The sequence below is a fragment of the Paracoccus sp. 08 genome, assembly GCF_024105395.1.
Taxonomy (GTDB): Bacteria; Pseudomonadota; Alphaproteobacteria; order Rhodobacterales; family Rhodobacteraceae; genus Paracoccus; species Paracoccus marcusii.
This window is the reverse complement of record NZ_WEKR01000005.1, coordinates 148,959-168,852: the sequence shown is the minus strand read 5'-3', so window position 1 is coordinate 168,852 and position 19,894 is coordinate 148,959. Positions and strand designations below refer to the sequence as shown.

The following is a 19,894-nucleotide window of genomic DNA, read 5'->3' as shown; positions in this document are numbered from 1 at the left end:
CCCGTCAAAACTGGAGGGTCACGGTCGCAGGCGTGCCGCGGCCGAGGCGGTTCGAGAGCTGGAAGTTGCGGATCGCCAGCGACTGGCCGGGGCCGAGTAACGCGCCCCAGTCGGCGGTCTGTTGCGCGGCGGTGTAGAGGACGGAGGTCGTGCTGCTGGTCAGGGTGCGCTTGACGGCGGCCCCGTCGAGGATCTGGACCTCGTAGCTTTCCACGTCCTCGGCCAGCGGCACCTCGACCTGCTCCCAGGCATCGGCCACGAGCGCCCGGGACCGCCGCGTCCAACGGATGGTCAGATCGCCCGGGTTGCGTGCTGTCCGCCATGGCTGCTCGACATGGACCGGGGCGAAGGGAACAAGCCCCCGGCCAGTGGGGGTGAAGCCCAGCGCGGCATAGCTTGCGTCACTGACAGAACGCGCGGCCGAGCCGACCCGCCAGTTCCAAGGCAAGCCAAGGTCAGCCTCGGCGACGGGCAGCGAGGCCAGCGTGGCGTCCAGGACCACAACCCGCGCTCCTGCCGGGGCCGGGTTGCCCATCGCATGTTCCGTCCCGCGCTGGCCGCGCAGGAGGCGGGTCAGGCGATAGCGGCCGGGCGCGATCAGTTCGACCGCGCCCGCCTGGACGATCTCCCACTGGCCAGCGGCACTCTCGACCGCAAGCGCATTGGCCCCGCCGAACAGGGCAACGTCCGTTACGCTTTCCAGCGTCCCGGACAGCAGATCGACGACCAGCGCGTTGCCGAGATCAAAGCGCGAGGTCGGCCCCGGAAAGAAGTCGAAGGCCAGCCTGCCGATCCGCGCGCGACTGCCGAAGATGGTCAGCAACGCGAACCCGTCGGTGGATGCGCTGCGGAACACGGCGATCTCGCCAGGCCATGGGCTGGCATGGGCGGCGATCAGGGGCCGATGTGCGGGCTGGTCTTCGCTGATCTGCGGCAGGTCCAGCATCACCACCTCGGGCGTGCCGAAGACGACGGGGCTGGCGAGCGAGGCCGGGCGCGGATCGCCGGGCGGCAGATCATAGGCGGCGCGGTCCTGGCGCACCGCCTCGATGCCCCGCGCCTCGGCATCGGCGACGGAGACCAGCCGGAACTCGACCTCCCGGCCATCATGCGCGAGCCGGATGACATCGGCAGGGTCCAGCGCCAACCGCGAGGGCGGCAGGCGGAAGGTGGCGCTTTCCCGGCCGATCCAGGCTTCCATCAGCGCGCGGCGGCAGCGGCGTTCCGCCTCCTCGGGCGGGATCGCCATCGGGAAGCTCTCCGAGGCGACCCGCGTCGTGTCGACGGTGATGCGGCGGGCTTCGACGAGGGCGGCATCATAGTCCTCGTCCGCCCGCGCGACCTGCCACTTCAGCGCCTGCGGCAGTTCGGTCTCCTGGCCCCTGGTCAGCTCGAAGGCCTCGCTTTCCCGGCTGGCCGCCAGATCATCCACCGCAAGCCTGAGGCTGGGCGCCCGCCCGCGCATCACGAAGCGGATCACGCCTTCGGTCTCGATGGCATCGAAGCCGAAGTGCCGTGCCAGCGTGGAGATCGAGGCGCGGGGGCTTTCCAGCGCGCCGATGACATAGCCTTCGACCGCGCCCCAGAGGCCGGAGACGTCGATCAACGCCTCATCAAGCCCAGCGCGAAGGCAGAGGTGGCGTACGAGCGCAGCCAATGACACGGCACCCAGCCGTCCGGTCAGCCAGTGACCCAGCCGCCAGTTCGGCCCATCCGTCCAGATGCCGGTGAGTTCGGGAAAGAAAGGATAGGGGCGCGCATCCCATGTCCAGGCGGCGCATTCGGGGACGTGGACCATCCGGCCGCCGTAGACCAACGACGTCGGGTTGTTCGCGCCCTGACCCCACCAGAGGTAGCTCGCCTCGAGATAGGCGCGCTGGATCGCATCGTCGCGCCAGCCGCGCGAGAAGTAGGGCGTGAAGCTCTCGGACGATTTCGGGTCGAAGAAGACGTTCGGCTGGTTTGTGCCCCGGTCGATGGAGGGGCAGCCCAGTTCCGTGAACCACACGGGCTTGGACTGCGGCACCCATGATGTGGCCAAGCCGATTTCCACCCCGCCCGGACGGTTGACATGCGGGTTCGACCACCAGGCGCGCAGATCCTTGTAGCGGAACACCCACGGTTTGCCCGCAGCGCCATCCGTGATCGGCGTCCGGATCTGGGCCGACCTGTCGGCGGCGGATGCATAAAACCAGTCGAAGCCCTCGCCCCCTGCGATGTTCGCCTGCAGGTAGCCTCGGTCATGGATCGCCGCCCAGCCTGCCAGCGCATCCGCATGGTCGAAGCCGTCGCGCCAGTCGGAGAGCGGCATGTAGTTGTCGATGCCGATGAAATCGACGTTCGCGTCCGACCAGAGCGGGTCGAGGTGGAAGAACACGTCCCCGGTCCCGTCCCCGGGTTGGTGGCCAAAATACTCCGACCAGTCCGAGGCGTAGCCCACCTTGGTGCCCGGCCCGAGGATCGACTTCACGTCCGCCGCCAGCGCCTTGAAGGCGGTCACGGCCGGATAGGCGCTGGCCCCCGACCGGATCGTGGTCAGTCCCCGCATCTCGGTGCCGATCAGGAAGGCATCGACACCGCCCGCGACGGCGCAGAGATGGGCGTAGTGCAGGATCATCCGGCGCAGGCCCCAATCGCCTGTGGGGCCGGTCCAGGTCACGTTGCCGCCCGCAATGGCGAACTGAGCCGGTGTGGCCGCGCCGAAGAAGCTGGAGACCTGCGTGGCCGCGGCGGCGGTCTTGTCGGCGGTCCCCGCAAAGCCTGCAGCCGGGGAACAGGTGATCCGCCCGCGCCACGGGAAGCTCGGCTGACCTGGCGTGGCGGCATTCGCACTGTAGGGGTTCGGCAGAGTGTTCCCGGGCGGGACGTCCATCAGCAGGAAGGGATAGAACGTCACTCGCAGCCCGCGCGCCCTCATCTCGCGGATGGCCTGCACCACCGCGAAATCCGCAGGCGTGCCGCCATAGACCGGGCGGTCCTCGGCGTCACGGCTGACCAGATGCGCACTCGCCCGCGCCACGCCATTCACGGACCAGACCTTCGGGCTGGTGACCTTGGTCGCCACCTCCACGCCCGGCTTGATCGTGCAGTTGCCCGCGCGCAGGTCGTTCCCGAACCAGGCGACAACGAGGCTGACACTCTCGACGGCCGGAGCCATGGCCTGCAGCCGATCGAGGGCCACAACGATGTCGGCCTCATCGGGCAGCGCGTTGCGGTTCTCGGCCGAGGTTGTGCCGCCGATGGTCTGGCCGAAGACCGTGGTGGATGCGCCTACCGTCTTGCGAACAGCCTCCGTCGCGTAGGTGAACTCGCCTGAGGCGGGGATCATGGTCACGGCCTTGACCAGCCCTTCGGCGGTGTCGGGATCGGCGAGCGGCCGAAACACCTCGAAGCTGAGCTGCGGCAGGCGGTTGCCGTAGGTGGCAAGCGCCAGTTCCTCGAAGACGACATAGGCGGTGCCGTGGTAGGCGGGCGTATTGGCCGCGCCCATCTTCGCCGCGATGAAGGGATCGGCCGCTTGCGCCTCGTCGCCGAGATACAAGCGCCAGGTGATCCCGGTCATGTCGAGCGGCTTGCCATCGGCCCAGATGCGGCCGATGCCGGTGATCGGGCCTTCGCACAAGGCGACCGCGAAGGACGCATAGTAGAGGTATTCCGTCGTCTGGACCCTCCCGCCGCCCCCGCCCTTGCCGCCGCCCTGCGTGGTGGTCCTCGTTTCCTCGCGGAAATCTGTGGCCCAGATGATGTTGCCGCCGATTCGCATGCGGCCGTAGAGGCGCGGGATGATCGCCCCCTCGGTCGCGGACGTGATCCGTAGGGAATCCAGCCGCTGGCCCTCGATCTTCTGCGCGGGCGCGAGCGAGGACACGATCCAGCTGTCCACCACCGAACCGATGGTGGAGCCGATGAAGCCACCGATGGCAGCCCCGGAAAAGCCGAGGATCGCGCCGCCAAAAGCCCCGCCGATGGCGGAACCGACGGCACCAAGGACAAGGGTGGCCATGGGAAAATCTCAGCGTGCGGGGAACAGGAAGGCGAAGGCGATGCGCCGCCGCCAAGTTGGGGTCAGCGGTTCCTCGATCACGCCGAGGCGTTCATAGGCGTGGAGGAAGGTGTCGGGGCCGGTGAGAATGCCGACATGCTTGGCGATGGCGCGGGGCGTCATGCGGAAGAGGACCAGCGCGCCGGGTGGGGCGTCGGCCGGTGCGATTTCCGGCATCATCGCCCGCGTGCCGTCAGCCAGCACCTCGCGCGGGCCGGTCTCGCCCCAATCCCGGCTGTAGGGCGGGATGGGAAATGGCTCCGGGCCGACGACCTCGCGCCAGACACCCCGCGCGAGGCCGAGGCAGTCGCAGCCAACCCCGCGCAGGCTGGCCTGGTCGTGATAGGGTGTGCCGAGCCAGGATCGAGCGGTGGCGATGACGCGGGCTGGATCGGCGGTCGGTGTTTGCGCGGTCACAGCACCGCCCCCTCATGGCCGCCATCCTTGGTGGCGTAGCGCAATACGGCGTCCTGGCCCGGGATGTGCGGGAAGCCCCGGAAGTTTGCGACATTGGCGAACTTCGTCCCGCAGGTCGCGATCCGCTTGTCGCAGCCCGCCCGGACCACGAAGGCATCCGTCGCCGCGATCGGTCGCACCGGCGCTTCCAGCAGCGTCAGGATCGCCACCGCGTCGACGAGGTCATGCGACAGCACCTCGACCCGCCGCCCGGCATTCGCGCCGGTCGACCATTCGACCAGCCCGAAGGCGAACCAGCCCGCCGCGAAACTGCCGAGGCCGGAGGCTGTAAAGGCACGGTCGCGCAGCACATCGATGATCGCGCCGCTGCCCTTGAAGGCCGGGGCGTCAAGGTTCACGCCGCAGCGCGCATCGCCCAGCGCGGCGTCGCAACTGGCCTGGAACGTCCGCCCGACGGTCTGGCCGAGGACATGGGCAAGGCTTCGCACCTCGGCCACGAAGGCCAACCGCCCGCGCCGGATCTGGCCGATGGCCCCGCGACGCAGAAGCACGCGCTGCGCCGGGACCGACCAGTTCACCCGCCAGACCTCGACCGCTGCATTATCCCATCGGCCATCGAGGATGTCGGTCTCGGTGATCCGGTCCGACGACAGCACGCCTTGCGCGTCCTGCGCATCGACCGAGAGGTCGGAGCCGGATCGCATCTCTGACGCCGTCAGACCGCTTTCCGGTTCGAACTCGGTGCCGTCGAACGACAGCGTTCGGTCATGGTCGGTGAAACCGAAAGTCACGCCATCGGCCCGGGTGATGCGCCAGCACCAGGCAAGCGTTGTCGTGCCGTCGTCGAGATGCGCCTGCAGCGCTTGGGTCAGGGCTTTCATGTGCGGATTTCCACGAGTGGGATCGAGGTGATCGACCCGAGGCGTTCGAGATCGAGGGTGACGTCGAGGGCATCTGTGTCGAAACGGACGGGAACGTCGAATTCGAACCCGGCGGTGATGGCCACGCCTGCGGCGGGGGCCGTGGTGAAGGTGATGAGGCCGGTGGTCGTGGAGACCGACCAGCCGGAGGCTTGGGGCGTGCCGTTCAGGGCGATGGTGACGGTGCCCGCGACAGGCTTGGTGATGGTCCGCGTCCAGGACTGCGCGCCGGAGGTGTAGCGTTTGGTCAGCTGAAACAGCGTGGCCGCCCCGTTGCCGATGCCGATCGGCTGGTTGGTCGGGCCTGGCGTTTGCGACGGCAGGCAGGACTTGAAGTCGGCCCAGTCCTTGAAGCGGAAGCCGTGGAGGCGGCCGTTGCGGGCCTCGAAGAAGGCGACGACTGCTGCCAGATCGTCAGCGCGGCGGATGCCGTAGGCCACATCATAGCGGCGGCGGCTGTTGGCCCAGCTGGCGTTGCGTTCCTCGGCCCCGCTTGCCAGCTCGACGATCTGGGTGCGCCGCTCCGGGCCGCCGCGCGCCCCGCGGCTGATGGCATCGGGGAAACGAACCTCATGAAACGCCATCACATCCCCCTCCGACCTAGCGACACAGCGCGTGCGATGTCGCTGGCAACCTGCGTCCGAGACTGGCGGAAGCTCTCTGCGTCGCGGGCGTTGATCGTGACGTTAACGGTGGAGGCAACCGACTGGCCGTATCCCGCAGCTTCCTTGCGCGAGAGGACGCGCTCCCCACGCTGCAGGATCGCGGGCACCTCGTCGGGCCGCAGACCGGCCCAGCCGCCGGAGTGCATGCGCGGCGCACCGACAAACGCCATGGCCGGGACCATCCGGCCGGGACCGGGGGCGCCGACCGTGCCGCCCGCATGCAGGATGTTGGCGAAGATCCCGCCCGCTCCGCCCAGCACGCCGGAAAGGACGTTCGCGATAGGGCCGAGGATGAAGCGGCGGGCCGCGAGCTTGGCAAGATCGGCGATCATAGACGTGACCAGGTCGCGGGAGTCGAGTTTGCCGGTCTTCACGAAGTCACCGATGGCATTCTCGGCGCTCTGGAAGGCCCCGACAAGCGCGCTGCCGATATCGCCACCGATGTCGCGCGCCTTGGCGGCATAGTCGGCGAGCGCCGCCGTGACGGCTTGCCAGCCGGAAAGGGACGTGTCCGCACCCTCGGCCGCCGCAGCTCCGGCGTCGCGTGCCGCGCCGCCTGCACCATCGGCGGCGGTGGCCGTGTCGTTCAGCCCGGAAGTCAGGGCATCCGCCGAGGCGGCGGCATCTGCCAGGGCGGTCTCGGCCTCGGTGCCCGTGCCGGTCACGGCATCCTTCAGCGCTTGCCAGCTGGCGAGCGGCCGACCGGCGGCATCGGCCAGCATCCCGGCCGCCTCGCGATAGCCGTCTGCCCGAGCGCGGGCATCGTCGGCCATCGCGCCGAGGCCAAGATCAGGCGGCTCGAGGTAGGTTCGCGACAAGGCTGCCGTGAAGGCATCCGCCGCCGCAGCCCCTGCGGCCGTTGCCGCACCTTCGAAGGGATTGCCGATGCGCCCCAGTTCCACCGGGTCGAGGATGCCGATGCGCACGCCTCCTTCGCCTGTCGCCCATTCCGGCAGCAGCGCAAGGGCAGCGTTCAGGGTCTCGATGAAGCTGTTGATGCGGGTGACGACGCCGTTCAGCATCGCCTCAACGCCGGAGATCAGCCCGTTCGCCGCCTGGAAGGCGAAGTCGCCGATGGCACCGGGCAGACTGCCCCAGATGGCGACGGCAGCGTCATAAGCCCCCTGGAAGATCGCCGCAGTCCGATCTCCGAAGCTGATGACGCCTGCGATGGTGCCTTCCAGCGCCGACAGCCCCGCCGCCTTCAGCCCCTCCCATCCGGCCGCCATCCGCGCGAGGGCCGCGTCCATGGACAGGCCGACGCGCGACCACACTTCGCGGGCCAGATCGCCGAGCAGGCGAAACGCCTCGCCCACGCCGCCGACCCGGGCGACCAGCTGCGAGAACTGGTAGACCAGCTCGCCTGCACCGACGATCAGCGCGCCGATGCCGGTCCGGATGAGGGCGCCACGCAGGAAGACCAAGGCCGTCGCGAGTCCGCGCACGGAGAGGGCCGCAGCAGCAAGGCCCGCCACCCAGCGCCCGGCCATGACAGCGGCGAAAGTGGCGGCATAGGACGCCAGCCTTCCAAGGTTGCCGATCAGCCCGTCGATGGCCGAGCGCAGGATGCCACCGTCGGAGGCGAGCGCCACGAAGGCATTGGCCAGCGCCTCGACGGTCGGGGCTACGGCGACGGCGATCCGGTTGCGCAGACCCTCGAAGACGAGGGAAACGGTGCCCAGCGCCAGTTGCGTGCGGCGCAGCGCCTCCAGCGCATCCCTGTCCAGAACCGCGCCAAGGTCGGATGCCTGGTCGCTAAGTCGGGCCATCTCGGCCCCGCCGTTCCGCAGAAGCGGCAAAAGGCGGGTGGCGTCCGAGGCCATGGCCTCGAGATAGAAGGTCATCTCCTGCTGGCTAAGCCCAGCGCGTTCCAGCGTGTCGACGTAAAGCTGCAGTGCCTCGGGGCCGGAGAGGCGCGCGAACTGGTCGGCCGTGACGCCAACGCGCGGGGCGACATTCTCGAAGAAGTCGGCCATCGGTCCGCCGCCGGTCTGCAGGAAATCACCGACCCGGTCGTTCACGTCCTTCAGGATATCGGCCAGCTTCTCCTGCTCGATCCCGACCGTCCGCGCCCCCGCCGACCAGCGCTGCAGGGCCTCCGGCGTCGCATTGGCGACCTGCGCGAACTGGCGGATCTGCGCGGCACTCTCGGCGGTGGATCGGACGATCAGCCCGAGCGAGGCTGTGGCGGCGGCAGCGGCGGCCCCAAGGGCAAGGCCAGCCCGGCGCGCAAAGGCCGCAAGCCGGGTGTTGGCCAGTTCCATCTCGCGCGAGAGGCGGCCGAAGCCACGGGCGCCAGCCTCGCCTACGCCCTCCAGTTCGGCGCGCACGCGGCGTCCGCCCTCCGCGACGAGGCGGACGGAGACCTTCCTTTCAGCCATTGCGGCGTCCTTCCATCTGCTCGTTGAATTTGCGCACCATCACCACCTCGATCTCGGGCAGCAGTTCGGCGGCGATCAGGGCATTGACGCCCAGCGCCTGCGCCAGTGCGAGGGCGGCGCCCATGTCCCATCCGATGACGGCGCCCGGCGCGATGCGCAGCTGGCCGCCAAGGCGCTGGGTCAGGTCCCAGACCTGCCAGCCCTCGACCGTCAGCGGCCGGTTCAGTCTTGCCGGGCAGTCCGGGCAGGGGCCTGCGCAGGCCGCGCAATAGCCGTCGCCCCCGCCGAAGGACCAGTCGGCAAGGGCGCGGAGGCGTTTTTTTCCTGATCCAGCATCAGGCCTCGGGCGACGTATTGCGCCTGGAAGGCCTCGAAGACGGGCCAGATTTCGAGAAGGGCGTCGATCCCGGCCGGGCTGACGGGCACGAGGTTGCCGTCATCGTCGCCGACGCCTTCCCAATCCAGCAGCGCGCGGCGGGCGACGGCCTTGGCCATCGCCAGTGCCATGTCCTCTTGGCTTGACGCCTCCGACAGGCCATCGATGGCGGGATCGGCGCGGGCGGAGACCATCAGCGCGGTAGTCAGAGGGGCCACGAGGACGCGCAGGCCGGGCAGCAGGTCCAGCCATTCGGGCCGGTTCGAAAGGTTCAGACGGATCATGGTCAGTATCCCGTGACGGTGTTGACGAGGACGGCGGTGCACATGCGGGCGGGGCTCGTGGCTTTCGCGGCCTGCCAGTCGAAGGTGGCCTGGATGCCTTGGGGCCCGGGGATCTCGATCCGCGGGACGGGCAGGTAGACGGCGTGGGCCGTGAAGGTGAAACTGGCATTCGCCCCGAGGCTCCAGGCGAACTCGAGCTCGCAGGGCGTGCCATCGATGGCTTGGGTCACCAGCGCCGAGTCTGCGAAACGCACCTCGATCCGGCCGGTTAGCGCCGCCATGCCGGGATCGGCGCCCTCGATCTTGCCGTCGTTTCGGATGGTCTCGATCCGGTCGAGGCCGTTGGCATAGGTGATCTCGGCTGAGACGACGTTGCCCAAGGCCGTGCCGTTGCGCTTCACCACCCCGTTGAAATGGCCGAAGCGTTGGAGGCCCAGCGAGGTCGGCGTGCCCGCGGCCGTGGTGGCAGCGATGGCCTCGCCCTGCGCGATCAGGCGGGCAGTCGCCGTCAGCAGCCCCGAACGGCTCATCTGCCAGCTGAGCTGGTCCATCACGCAGCCCGCATACATCGCGAACCGCGGCACCTCGGGCATTGCCACTTCGATGGCCATGGAGGGCAGCGTCCAGTTCCCCGACTGGAAGGTGTGGGTCTTGGGCGTGGTCCCCGTCGTGGTAGGGGTGCCGAAGGCGGCTTTCAGCCAGAAGCCGAAGGCCTCCACATCGATCGGCACCACCACCTCGCCATCGGCTGTGACCGCGTCCTTGATCGGGGCCAGGGGATCGCGGCCGTAGCCCAGCAGTTCGCTGTTCAGCAGCGGCTGTTCTGCACCGAGCGTGGTGCGGGCAAAGGGCATCAGCCGATAGCCGCTGGCGGGCGGGGTGCCGTAGACGGTTTCGAACGCAAGCGCCATCTGCGCCCGCGCGCCGTGTGCGCGTGCCATGTGGGTCTCCTATGTGGGGGTGTCAGGCCAGAGGGCCGGTGGTGGTGTAGTGCAGGACGACGGTGATCACCGCAGCCTTCAGGGCTGCGGCGCCCTCGACGGGCAGGTCGACCGAGGCCGGGGCCTCGGGTTCGACCCAGTCGCAGAGGCCCCCGAGGGTGCGATCAGCCTCCAGCGCCGCGCCGATGGCGCCGATCAGGTCGTCGAAGGCGCTGGCCCGGCCGCTGCCCGCCTGGACAACGACCTCCAGCTCGGCCCGGTGCTGGTAGTGATAGCGCAGCGGCGACAGCGTCACCTCTGGCTCGCCGGGCTGGCCGTCGCGCAGGATGATCAGCCCGGCCGCCGGGATCCGCTCGGGCAAGACCTCGTCACGCAGGGTGCGGGCGGCAAGCAGATGCAGGCGCGCGTGCAGCGCGGCGAGGATGGTTTCGCGGGTACTTGTCATTCTTGTTTCCGACACGTGCAGCTGCGGCATTTTTTGACTGGTACCCAAAGCAAGCTTGAGCCCGAAGGTTCGCACTCCAGCGCATCGCTCCGTGAGAGTAGAAACTTCAAGATATGCTAACGCTAAATGTGGGATATACTACGGGGCGTTAGCGACCGCCCTTGCCAAGCAGTGGCGTACCTTTGATTCGCAAGAGCGAGGTCCAAGTGTTATGAAACTGACCGAGGATACTACTTTAGCGCTGCCTGTCTCCTCATATTTTTTGCCACTCGCCGTCCTTGCTTCAGTCTTTCTTGTTTCTGGTCAAGAGGTCGCTGCGCAAGGCCTAACCACAGAGGAGGTGCAGGCTGCATTAACGCTATGCGCCGCTGGCTCGGACATTAGTTTTGACGCAGATTTGGCCGGTTCGATAGCTGGCATTTATCAGAATAGTGGTGGCCAAGTTGAGGGTACTGCTGATCTTGAAGTAGTGGCGACTTTTCTGAGCTCTCTGCCTGAGTCTGATCGTATTCAGGGTTATCAGCTTTACTTATCGTGCATCAAAGATGAAATGGCCAGAAGATCAGGCCAATATAGTGACCAAATGAATGAGATAATTTTTGCCGAGTGGGAAAGCTTTTCGGCCTATATTCCTGTTTCGACCGAATGTGGCTGTGTTGCAAGTTACCCATTTCCAAATACTCTCTATCCGGATTTGCCCGAAGGCCATGTCGCATTCAAGAATGAATGCGATGGAAATGTTTCCCTATCAGGAGAAAGGCCTTCTGGTGATCGCGTACCAAACCCAGAGTTCTCGGCGATTCCGGCTTTACCGTCTCCAGGTGAGGCTTCACCAAGAGTAGTTCCTTCACATATCTATTCTGACACTCAGTATCTGAATGTATCACTCGCTCCAGGGCAAGTTGCGTACGTTAACTTTGAGCCCGTTGCTTACCTGGCGCCGCCTTCGCGAGTGTTTATAGCAAGCTGTGGGAGCTAAAGATGACGAAGTCGCAGCAGCGGATTATCATGTTCTATTTCGCATTGATGGCAATATGTGTCTTGCTGGTGATAGTGGGACTTTTTGCAGGACCAACCGCACGGAGTGACCTTCTTCCGGTTGCGTCTGATGCCTTCAAGACGATCTTGGGCGCAACTATCGGAGCGTTGTCAGCGATACTTGGCACGACTACCAAAAAAGAGGAATGAGCCGCTCTTTTCGCGAATTTCAAAGCGGGGGACCATTTCATTCGCGGTCACCTAGGTTTAGAAATTCAACCGTGCCACTGCGCCACGATCAATCTTGGTACGCCGTCCACCGCCCGTTCCGCATCCCGCGCCAGATCCAGCCGCTTGCGAAGCTTGACCTGTGGGACCAGGAGGAAGATCGGCACGGTGGTCAGTCCTCGACCGCTCTTCGCGCGGGATGCCACAGCACGCCCCTTGCTGTTGAGCCGCCCTTCCGACACTAACAGGCTCGGACCGCGTCTCCGGTAGACGAAGCGCAAGCGCAGTCCCGTGCGGCGTTCCCATTCGCCAGGGGTGATGCGGCCGCCGCGGGTGGATTTGCCCGCGGCGGCGGTGGGGATCGCCAGCCAGAACCCGTTGCGCGACCGGATCAGCGGCCCGGTGTCATGCGCGCCGACGATCACCGGGGCGTTCGACCAGACCAGCGCCGCGGCGTTCAGGCTTTCGCCGCCCTTGGGATAGGCGGCGAGCCGGATCGAGTTTCCGAGCCGGGTGCCGAGCCCCGCGCCGGTGATCTGGCCGCGCCAGGCGGATTTGAGGCCCGTGCCTGCCTCGCGCATGGCGTTGGTGACGGCCTTCTCGCCCGCAGCGATTTCCGCCTGCATCAGGGCGGCGAGGTCGGGGCTGATTTCCAGCTTCAGCTTCATGCGGGCCTCAAATCGAGGGTCCAGATCAGCCGTTCGCGGTCGCGCAGCGGCTCCCCCTGGATCACATGGCTGTCCACGCCGATGACGATCACATCGCCCGGGCGCGGGGCGGGCAGGTCTGCCACGCGCACATCCACCACCGTGGCGTCGCTGACGAACCGCCCCGCGCCGAAATCGGTGACGCGGTCGGGCGCGCGGCGGATGATGCGGATCGGGCGTTCCTCGGAGGTGGCGGCCGAGATCCAGAGGGCCTGGGCCGCCATGGAGGCATGGGTGAAGATGCGGTCCATGGCGGCGGCGAAGACGGACATGGCGAACCCGTCAGTTTGACGTGTGCAGCCGGATCGCCAGCCGCGGCCGCTTGTTGACCGGCAGGATCGATGCCTCGGTCATCACGTCGATCCAGCGGCCCTTCTCGTCGAGATGCTGGCGGGCGTAGAGCGGCAGGCCGATGGTGTTGGCGGTTTCCAGGAGGTTCGCCGGGCCGCCGTAGGTCGTGAAGGTGTCCATCGTCCCGAGCGGGAAGGCGATGCCCTCGTTCGCCGGGACCAGCCGTTCGGTGGCCTTGGTGGAGAGGGTCACCGTACCGGAGTATTCCTCGAAGAGAATGCCGCCGAAGGGGAAGTTGCGCCGCACATCCTCGCGCAGCGGCTGGGCGCCGGTCGAGGCGTAGAACTTGTAGGCCTCCTCGGTCTTCGGATGCGCGATCAGCTTGTCGAAGAACTCGCGGCTGACCAGCGCATGGACGGAGGTCATCGCCTCGCCGAGCAAGTTGTCCTCGATCGCGCGCAGCACCTCGCGGACCTTGCCCTGCACGTTGGTGCCTGCGGTGCCGAGAACGAAGTCGACCGAGATTTGCGCCAGGCCGAATTCGGTGAAGTAGTTGTAGAGGGTGGTCCCGGCGCCGTCCTTCACGATGCCGCGGAGCGCGTTCATCTCCATGTACTCGCGGGTCTGGGCGTGCTTGCGCCGCATGAGGAGGAGCTTGCGGTTCATCACCTCGACGAGGGGATCGGCCGCATCGAACGCGCCGCCCAGCGCGGGCTGTCCCTGGATGTCGGCAGGCAGGACCACGTCGTCATGCGGGATCCACGGCAGGGCGAAGCTGCGCATCGACCGGCCTTCCCGGGTGCCGACCGTGGCGGGGCCGCCGAGGGGGACGGAGGGCAAGAGGCTCAGGACGCCCTCGTACTGTTCGATGATGACGGACCGTTGGCTGACCCCTTCGAAGCGGAAGAGGCCGATCTGGGCGAGGCGGGTGTAGAGGTTGGGCAGGATGTTGATGGCCTGCGTCATCTCGGCCAGCGAATAGCCGCCAGCGTCGAAGGGATTGCGGACAAGGGTCATGGTGGTGCTCCGGGGGATGAAGGTATGGGCGTGGCCGAGAGGGCAGCGTCAGACGCCGTCGCGGGCGACGATGCCTGCGGCGGCCAGCTGGCCGATCTTGGTGGTGATCTTGGCCGCGTCATCGACAGTGGCGTCGTAGGCGAGCTCTGCGCGCGAGACGATCGCGGGGCCGCGGACGATGACAATGCCTTCTGCGTCTGCCAGCGTTGAATCGACGGCATAGAGCAGGACGGCCGAGGCGGTTTGCGCGCCATCTGTGCCGCCGCTGGTCGCCAGCTTGTATTTGCCACTTGCCGTGATGCGGCCGAGGACGGCACCCATGGGGTATGGCATCCCTGCCGCCAGGGTGATCACCTCGCGGGTGTAGTTCGGGTTGACCTCATATTTGAGGACATCGCCCATGCTGGGCTGTTCCGTCAGGACGGGCATGGTTCAGTCTCCGGGATGTTGGGGGATGGGAAGGCGGGGCGAGGGCGCAGCAACAAATGCCGCCGGTGGCCAGCGCCAATGTCAGCGCGAGGCGGCGGCCGACTTTTTCGCGGCCGCGACGATGGGGCTTTCCTTCGCGCCTGCGGCCGGGGCGGTGGCGATGATGCCCGCGGCATCGCTGCGCGCGGCAAGATCGGCCAGGACCTTGGCGCGCAATGCTTCCGGCTTCACGCCCTTGGCGACCGCGTCTGCGGCGTCGATCTGGATGCCAAGGCGCGCGGCCTGCGCACAGACCTGCGCGACCTCGGCCGCCTCGGCGCGGATCGCCTCGGGCGACATGGCGGCCGCCGCCGTCTGCGGCGGCGCGCTTGCCGCGGGCGGGGCCGGTTCCGGCGGGGTGCTGGCGGCAGGCGCAGTCGCAGGCTGCGCATCGTCTTCGGGGGCAGTGGTCATCATCGGGCCCTTTCCCTTGGGGTTGGATTTGAGGGTGGATGTGCCGCGGGGTGCGGCGGCGAAAGCGCGGAAGGCGGTGACCGGATCGGCCACCTCGTCGGCGAGACCGGCGAAGACCGCCGCCTCTCCGCGGAACACGGCGGCCTCGGTGCCAAGCGCCCGAAGGGTGTCGAGGCGGCGGCCGCGCCCTTCGGCGACGGTTTCGGCGAAGAGCTGGCGGAGGTCTTCCAGTTCCCCTGCGATCCGGGCGCGGACGGCCTCGGGCAGGGGCTGGTAGGGGTTCGCATCGACCTTGCGGGCCCCGGCATGGATCAGCGTGACGGCGATCCCCTTCTGGTCGAGCGCCCCGCTCATGTCGCTGTGCATCGCCACGACACCGATGCTGCCGACAGCGCCGGTGCGGGGCAGGATGATCCGGTCGGCCTGGGAGGCCAGCGCATAGGCGGCCGAGAGGGCGTGATCGGCGACGAAGGCATGGACTGGCTTGACCTGACGCGCCGCGCGGATGCGGTCGGCGAGATCAAAGGCCCCGGCCACCTCGCCGCCGAAGCTGTCGATGTCGAGGGCGATGCCGCGGATCGCCGGGTCGGCGATGGCCGCCTGCAGCTGGGCCGCGATCCCTTCATAGGAGGTCAGGCCGGAGGATTGCCCGATCCAGGCGCCGCGATGCACCAGCGTGCCTGCGATTTCGATGACCGCGATCCCATCGACGACTGCGAAGGGCTGACCGCCATTCCGTGCCTGGCGGTTGGTCAGGTCGTCGCCGAAAAGAGAGGAGCGGGCAGGGAGGTTGGCGGGATCCCGGTCTTCGGCCGAGATTTCCAAACCTTCAACACTGACTTCCCGCCCGACGATCCGAGGACCAAGCCCGGTCAGGAAAGCCAGCGCCTTGACGGGATCGACCATCAGGGGTGTGTTGAAGACGCGCTGGGCGATCTGGGTGTGGTGCATCATCCGTCCTCCGCGGGCCGGGGTTCCCGGTCCTCGCCATCCTCTTCCTGATTGCTGTCCTCCTGCTGATCCTGTCGCTGGCCCTCGGCATCGACCGGCGCAGCGCCGCCACCCGCCGCCTGCGCGGGCGACCCCGGCCGCCGGAAGTCGAGACCAAGCTCGGCCTCGCGTTTGCGTTCCGCAGCGATTTCCCGGTCGACCTGCTCGGCGTCGTAGCCGCGCTCGGCGATAGCCTGCGTGCGGGATTTCAGGCCAGCCTCGATCTGCAGGATCTCCGCCGCCGCATCCTTTGCCGGATCGATCCAGTCCCATTTCGTCGGGAGCCAGTCACAGGCGAGGTATGCGCGCCGGTCGGTGGCAAAGCCCGGCAGGTCGATGGCGCCCGCAAGCACCGCCATGTCCATCCAGCGAGTCCAGACTGCGCGGCAGAGCTGATAGACCATCACCGAATGCTGGAAGGCCGAGATGCGGCGGCGGAAATCGACGAGCGCGATCCGCGTGTTTGAGAAGTTCCCCTTCGCTGTGTCACCAGTCAAATAGCCATAGGGCACGCCCAGCGCGGCCCCGATCTGTAGCAGTGTCCGGTACTGGAAGGGCTCATAGGTGCTGCCAGAGTCGGGGGTGGATGGGGTGGTGACGTCCTCACCGGGATCGAGCCGCACCACTTGACCGGGTTCGACCTCGAGATCATCCTCGGCGGGATCGAGGGCGGTTTCCGGGGCGGGGGAGGTGATGAACATCGCGAACATCGCCGCGGTTTTCTTTCGCTCCAGCTCCGCATCGTCGTAGAGATCGAGGGTGAAGAGCTTCACAACGGCGGCGGCAAAGCGCGACACGCCGCGCAGCTGCCCCGCCTCGACGGGGTCGAGGATGTGGATCACCTCCGAGGCTGGAACCCTGACGGTTTCGCCGATGAGCCCCGGATCGGTCATGTCGCCCGGATGGCGGCGCAGGAAGTGATAGGCCGCGCGGCGGCCGATCCCGTCGAACTCGATGCCCTGCCGGATCGATCCCGAGCCGGGCAGAACGCGGGTCATGTCCTGGGGCAGCATTTCCGAGGGGAGCATCTGCAGCTGCATAGGCACCGTCAGGCCGTCTTCCGGCCGCCGTGCGCGGATGCGCAGGAAGACCTCGCCTGCAAGAAACACCTCGCGGGCCGCCCGGCGCTGCAGGCCGAAGAAGTCGGTCAGCCCCTCGGCATCGGCCTCGTCGGTCCAGGCGAGCCAGAGCTTCTGAAGTTCCTCTTTCCGGGCCGCATCTGCGATCTTCGAGGACGGCTTGATCCCGTCGCCGACGACATGGTTGGCAAAGGCGTCGACCGCGTTGGCCGCGTAGCCGTTGTTCCGGACCAGCCAGCGGGCGCGGGCGGTGATGGTTTCGCCGGAAGCCGCGATCAGCGTGTTCACATGGGCGCGGGTCGCGCGGAAGCCGCGCATGCGGCGGTGAGATTGCGCCGCGTCAAACCCGCCGATGATGGACCCGAGCCGCGCGCGGAAGGCGTCGAGCACCATGGTCACAGACCCTTCGTGGCCACGGTGCCCCAGCGGCGACGCCGCGGCGTGGCAGAGGCGGTCGCGATCCGGCCTTCAAGATCCCTGATCGCCGTCGCCAGTTCGGCGTCCGAGCCATAGGTCACGGTCTTGCCGTCGTAGCTGACGCTGCGCAGCCCGGCGAAGCGGGCTTCCTGCAGTGCCGTGAGCAGGGCCTGCATGCGTTCCAGGTCCATCAGTCCCTCATGAAGTTCGGGGTGTAGGCCCGCCGTTTCCGGCGTGGCGTGGTCAGGGTTCCGGCCTTGGGTTGGGCCGGGTCTTGTGTGGCGATGTCGGTTGCGGTCGCCTTGGGCATGCGCGTTTCCACGCCCGCCTGCGCCTCAAGCCGCCGCCAGGTCGCCTCGTCCCATCGGTCTGCGCCGAGGATCCATGCCGTGGCACGGGCATAGACCCGGCAGTCCAGCGCCTCGTTCCGCTCGCGCATCTTTTGCCATTCCTGATGGGCATAGCCGCGCTTGTTGCGGATGGTGACCAATTGCTCGGCCACCAGCTGCTTCAGCCATTCGGTGTCGGCCCAGCCGGGCAGGTGGATCCTGCCGGGGGCGTCAAGTGTCCCGGTGGCTCGGTCCTCATCCGAGGGCCGTTCGATCCGCAGGAACCGGTAGGTCTCCGCCTTGAACGTCGCCGTTGCCACCGACCAGAGTCGCGCGCCGCGGCGCAGGCGTTTCCCGCCGATGGTGGTATCGACATAGGTTGGGCCAGAAACTGGGGCGGCGCGGTTGAAGCCCTCAAGCCCCTTCAGCGGGGCCACTTGCTCGAACCCGACCTTGCGCGACCAGGCATAGACCGCCGCGGCCTCGTAGCCGGTATCGACGCCAAGCCGTGCCACGGTCATGAAGGCGCCGTTGGCATGCTGCCACGACCGGCCGAGAAGGGCGGTCAGCTTGTCCCAGGCTGCCGGATCGTCAGGCCCGCCCGGAATGACGATGTGATCGACAAGCCAGGACTCGAGACCCCGTCCCCAAGCCCAGATGTCGACCTCGATCCGGTCCCTCTGCACATCGGCGCCCGCGGTCAGGAACAGACCCGCCACGGGCACCGTGCCCGGTTTCCAGGTTTCGCGCCTATCCGCCAGACGCTGCCATTCCGGCGCGTCGCCCGACTCGACCCATGTCTCGCCTAGAAGCGTGTTGCGCGCCGCGCGCAGCGTCTCGTCCGACCCTTGGGCCGCCAGCCATTCCCGTGCGACGTCGGACCAGCTTTTCCACCCGAGCGGCGAATAGAGCGCCGAGAGGTGGAAGCCGATGGCCTTCGGATCCCTGGAAACCGCTGTCGGTCGCCATTCGCCGCGGGCCAGCATCTCGGTCTTGTGATGCTCGGCGATGGTACGTTCGCAGCCTTCGCAGTGATAGGCCGCCGTTTCCGGCTTTCCCTTCGCCCAGCGCAGTCGGTCGAACTGAAGCCATTGCATCGCCCCGCAATGCGGGCAGGGGACGAAGTAGCGCCTCTGGTCCGATGCCTCGAACTCGCGCTCGATCCGGCTCAGCCCCCGGATCGTCGGGGTCGAGACCATGAACACCTTGCGCCGGTGCGAGAAGGTGGTGGTGCGGGCCTCGGCCAGCGTGACCGGATCGCCCTCTTCATCGGCCGAGGCCGGATAGGCGTCGACCTCGTCGAGGAAGACATAGCGCGCGGGCATCGACCGCAGGCCAGTGGCGCTGTTTGCCCCGGTCAGCACCAGGATGCCGCCGGGAAATTCCTTCGACAGCATCGAATTGCCCGCATCGCGGGATCGAGCCGGGTTCACCCGTTCGCGGAGCGCCGGGCTATCCGCGATCAGCGGGTCCAAACGCCCCCGTGAGGTGCGCTTCGCCAGTTCCAGGCTCGGCAGCACTGCCAGCATCGGCCCCGGCGCATGATGGATGACGAAGCCGATCCAGTTGTTCCCGGCCTCGGTCGCGCCAACCTGCGCCGCCTTCATGAAGGTGATGCGCTGCGCCGGATGGCTTGGCGACAGCGCATCCATGATCTCGCGCAGATAGGGCGCGCGGGCGGTGCGGTACCGCCCCGGTTCGGCCGCGCCGCGCGAGGACAGCCAGCGATGCTGATCCGCCCATTCCGACACCGTCAGGTTCGGATCGGGGCGCATCCCCTGTTGCCAGACCCGCAGCAGGTCTTCAGCGCCGTCGAAGCCAAGGTCGAGACCCGTGGTCAGGTCGTTGTCGTCATCCTCATCATGCAAGCGAGACCCGGAGGTCGGCGAGGGCGTCGAGCTGTTCGCGGACATGGGCTTCCAGCACCCTCTGCATGATCGCGGTCTCGATCGTCACCGATGCCCCGGATTGCCGTTCCACCTCCGCCATGATCTGTGCCGCCATAAGTGCTGCCACCCGTCCGGGCCAGGTCACCCAGACATCCCGTTCCTGCCGCGCCAGGCGAAACACCAGCGTTTCCGCCCGCGCGCGGTCGACCAGCGCGCCCTTCTTCTTCTGGACGGCCAGCTGACGTTCCTGCGCCGCGTAGACCGTCAGCGCTGTGCGCGCTTTGATATAGGACGTCGTCTCGCCCGGGCCGCTGGTCAGCCCGTCACCACCAAGAGACCGACGTTGCTGGTCGGGGTCGGTCATCTCGGCCCGCCGCACGTCCGAGGCCGCGGCATTGATCGACCCGTCGTCATGGACCACCAGCCGCCCGTTCTTCCGCGCCTTCTGCACCCCGCCGCGCGACAGCCCGGAATGCGCCGCGTACTCCCGCTCGCTCATGCCCTTCATGGCGCTGTGAAGCCTTTCAAGATATTGAGAATAAACAGGAAAGGACGATCATTCCCGTTGATTGTCTCCCCCTTCGGCGCGATTCTCTAGTCCATCAACAGGCTGCAT

20 protein-coding genes are annotated in these 19,894 nt (G+C 67.4%); 2 read left to right on the top strand and 18 right to left on the bottom strand.

Translation table 11 applies throughout. The features are described 5' to 3' along the window. Window positions 1–4 precede the first annotated feature (4 nt). The 9 genes from GBO37_RS02980 to GBO37_RS02945 form a co-directional block, all read right to left on the bottom strand. Window positions 5–4,003 carry a glycoside hydrolase TIM-barrel-like domain-containing protein gene (locus tag GBO37_RS02980; RefSeq protein WP_252927103.1) on the bottom strand — a complete coding sequence of 1,333 codons (3,999 nt, stop codon included), beginning with the start codon at window positions 4,001–4,003 and terminating at the stop codon, window positions 5–7. Between the two features lie 9 nt (window positions 4,004–4,012). Next, a complete protein-coding gene (locus GBO37_RS02975; protein WP_252927101.1) occupies window positions 4,013–4,459 on the bottom strand; it encodes an NlpC/P60 family protein in 447 nt (148 codons plus the stop codon). Next, window positions 4,456–5,340 carry a DUF2163 domain-containing protein gene (locus tag GBO37_RS02970; RefSeq protein ID WP_252927099.1) on the bottom strand — a complete coding sequence of 295 codons (885 nt, stop codon included), beginning with the start codon at window positions 5,338–5,340 and terminating at the stop codon, window positions 4,456–4,458. The genes GBO37_RS02975 and GBO37_RS02970 overlap by 4 nt, the downstream gene beginning before the upstream one ends. After that, window positions 5,337–5,963, bottom strand: coding sequence for a DUF2460 domain-containing protein (locus tag GBO37_RS02965; protein ID WP_252927097.1), 627 nt, complete (start codon window positions 5,961–5,963; stop codon window positions 5,337–5,339). Before GBO37_RS02965 ends, GBO37_RS02970 begins: the two co-directional genes overlap by 4 nt. Next, the gene (locus tag GBO37_RS02960) at window positions 5,963–8,425 is read right to left on the bottom strand and encodes a phage tail tape measure C-terminal domain-containing protein (protein ID WP_252927094.1); all 2,463 of its coding nucleotides are present in this window, start codon (window positions 8,423–8,425) and stop codon (window positions 5,963–5,965) included. Before GBO37_RS02960 ends, GBO37_RS02965 begins: the two co-directional genes overlap by 1 nt. Further along, complete coding sequence (locus tag GBO37_RS21405; RefSeq protein ID WP_256479533.1) at window positions 8,418–8,549, bottom strand: hypothetical protein; 132 nt, start codon at window positions 8,547–8,549, stop codon at window positions 8,418–8,420. Before GBO37_RS21405 ends, GBO37_RS02960 begins: the two co-directional genes overlap by 8 nt. A gap of 98 nt (window positions 8,550–8,647) precedes the next feature. Continuing rightward, window positions 8,648–9,085 (bottom strand): hypothetical protein, encoded by a 438-nt coding sequence (locus GBO37_RS02955; RefSeq protein ID WP_252927091.1) that lies wholly within the window; start codon window positions 9,083–9,085, stop codon window positions 8,648–8,650. 2 nt (window positions 9,086–9,087) lie between these two features. Then, window positions 9,088–10,026: a phage tail tube protein gene (locus GBO37_RS02950; RefSeq protein WP_252927089.1), complete on the bottom strand. Its 939-nt coding sequence runs from the start codon at window positions 10,024–10,026 to the stop codon at window positions 9,088–9,090. A gap of 22 nt (window positions 10,027–10,048) precedes the next feature. Continuing rightward, window positions 10,049–10,471, bottom strand: coding sequence for an acyl-CoA transferase (locus tag GBO37_RS02945; protein ID WP_252927086.1), 423 nt, complete (start codon window positions 10,469–10,471; stop codon window positions 10,049–10,051). A gap of 211 nt (window positions 10,472–10,682) precedes the next feature. Between GBO37_RS02945 and GBO37_RS02940 the strand changes: the two genes are divergently transcribed. Continuing rightward, entirely contained in the window at window positions 10,683–11,450 is a 768-nt protein-coding gene (locus GBO37_RS02940; RefSeq protein WP_252927083.1) for a hypothetical protein, read from the top strand. A 2-nt stretch (window positions 11,451–11,452) separates the two neighbouring features. After that, the gene (locus GBO37_RS02935; protein ID WP_252927082.1) at window positions 11,453–11,659 is read left to right on the top strand and encodes a hypothetical protein; all 207 of its coding nucleotides are present in this window, start codon (window positions 11,453–11,455) and stop codon (window positions 11,657–11,659) included. 65 nt (window positions 11,660–11,724) lie between these two features. Here GBO37_RS02935 and GBO37_RS02930 read toward each other — a convergent pair whose 3' ends face one another. The 9 genes from GBO37_RS02930 to GBO37_RS02890 form a co-directional block, all read right to left on the bottom strand. Next, window positions 11,725–12,345 carry a DUF6441 family protein gene (locus GBO37_RS02930; protein ID WP_252927080.1) on the bottom strand — a complete coding sequence of 207 codons (621 nt, stop codon included), beginning with the start codon at window positions 12,343–12,345 and terminating at the stop codon, window positions 11,725–11,727. Next, on the bottom strand, window positions 12,342–12,656 hold the full coding sequence (locus GBO37_RS02925) for a hypothetical protein (RefSeq protein ID WP_252927078.1): 315 nt from the start codon (window positions 12,654–12,656) through the stop codon (window positions 12,342–12,344). The genes GBO37_RS02930 and GBO37_RS02925 overlap by 4 nt, the downstream gene beginning before the upstream one ends. A 10-nt stretch (window positions 12,657–12,666) precedes the next feature. Then, window positions 12,667–13,692 carry a major capsid protein gene (locus tag GBO37_RS02920; RefSeq protein WP_074556081.1) on the bottom strand — a complete coding sequence of 342 codons (1,026 nt, stop codon included), beginning with the start codon at window positions 13,690–13,692 and terminating at the stop codon, window positions 12,667–12,669. Window positions 13,693–13,740: 48 nt separating this feature from the next. Continuing rightward, window positions 13,741–14,121, bottom strand: a complete 381-nt coding sequence (locus GBO37_RS02915) for a head decoration protein (RefSeq protein ID WP_252927076.1) — start codon at window positions 14,119–14,121, stop codon at window positions 13,741–13,743. Between the two features lie 81 nt (window positions 14,122–14,202). Further along, on the bottom strand, window positions 14,203–15,525 hold the full coding sequence (locus GBO37_RS02910; RefSeq protein WP_252927126.1) for a S49 family peptidase: 1,323 nt from the start codon (window positions 15,523–15,525) through the stop codon (window positions 14,203–14,205). Beyond that, window positions 15,525–17,036, bottom strand: coding sequence for a phage portal protein (locus tag GBO37_RS02905; protein ID WP_252927074.1), 1,512 nt, complete (start codon window positions 17,034–17,036; stop codon window positions 15,525–15,527). The genes GBO37_RS02910 and GBO37_RS02905 overlap by 1 nt, the downstream gene beginning before the upstream one ends. A 2-nt stretch (window positions 17,037–17,038) precedes the next feature. After that, complete coding sequence (locus tag GBO37_RS02900; RefSeq protein ID WP_128515404.1) at window positions 17,039–17,251, bottom strand: phage head-tail joining protein; 213 nt, start codon at window positions 17,249–17,251, stop codon at window positions 17,039–17,041. Then, window positions 17,251–19,302, bottom strand: coding sequence for a phage terminase large subunit family protein (locus tag GBO37_RS02895; RefSeq protein ID WP_252927072.1), 2,052 nt, complete (start codon window positions 19,300–19,302; stop codon window positions 17,251–17,253). Before GBO37_RS02895 ends, GBO37_RS02900 begins: the two co-directional genes overlap by 1 nt. After that, window positions 19,250–19,786: a hypothetical protein gene (locus GBO37_RS02890; RefSeq protein ID WP_252927070.1), complete on the bottom strand. Its 537-nt coding sequence runs from the start codon at window positions 19,784–19,786 to the stop codon at window positions 19,250–19,252. The genes GBO37_RS02895 and GBO37_RS02890 overlap by 53 nt, the downstream gene beginning before the upstream one ends. Between the last annotated feature and the right edge of the window lie 108 nt (window positions 19,787–19,894).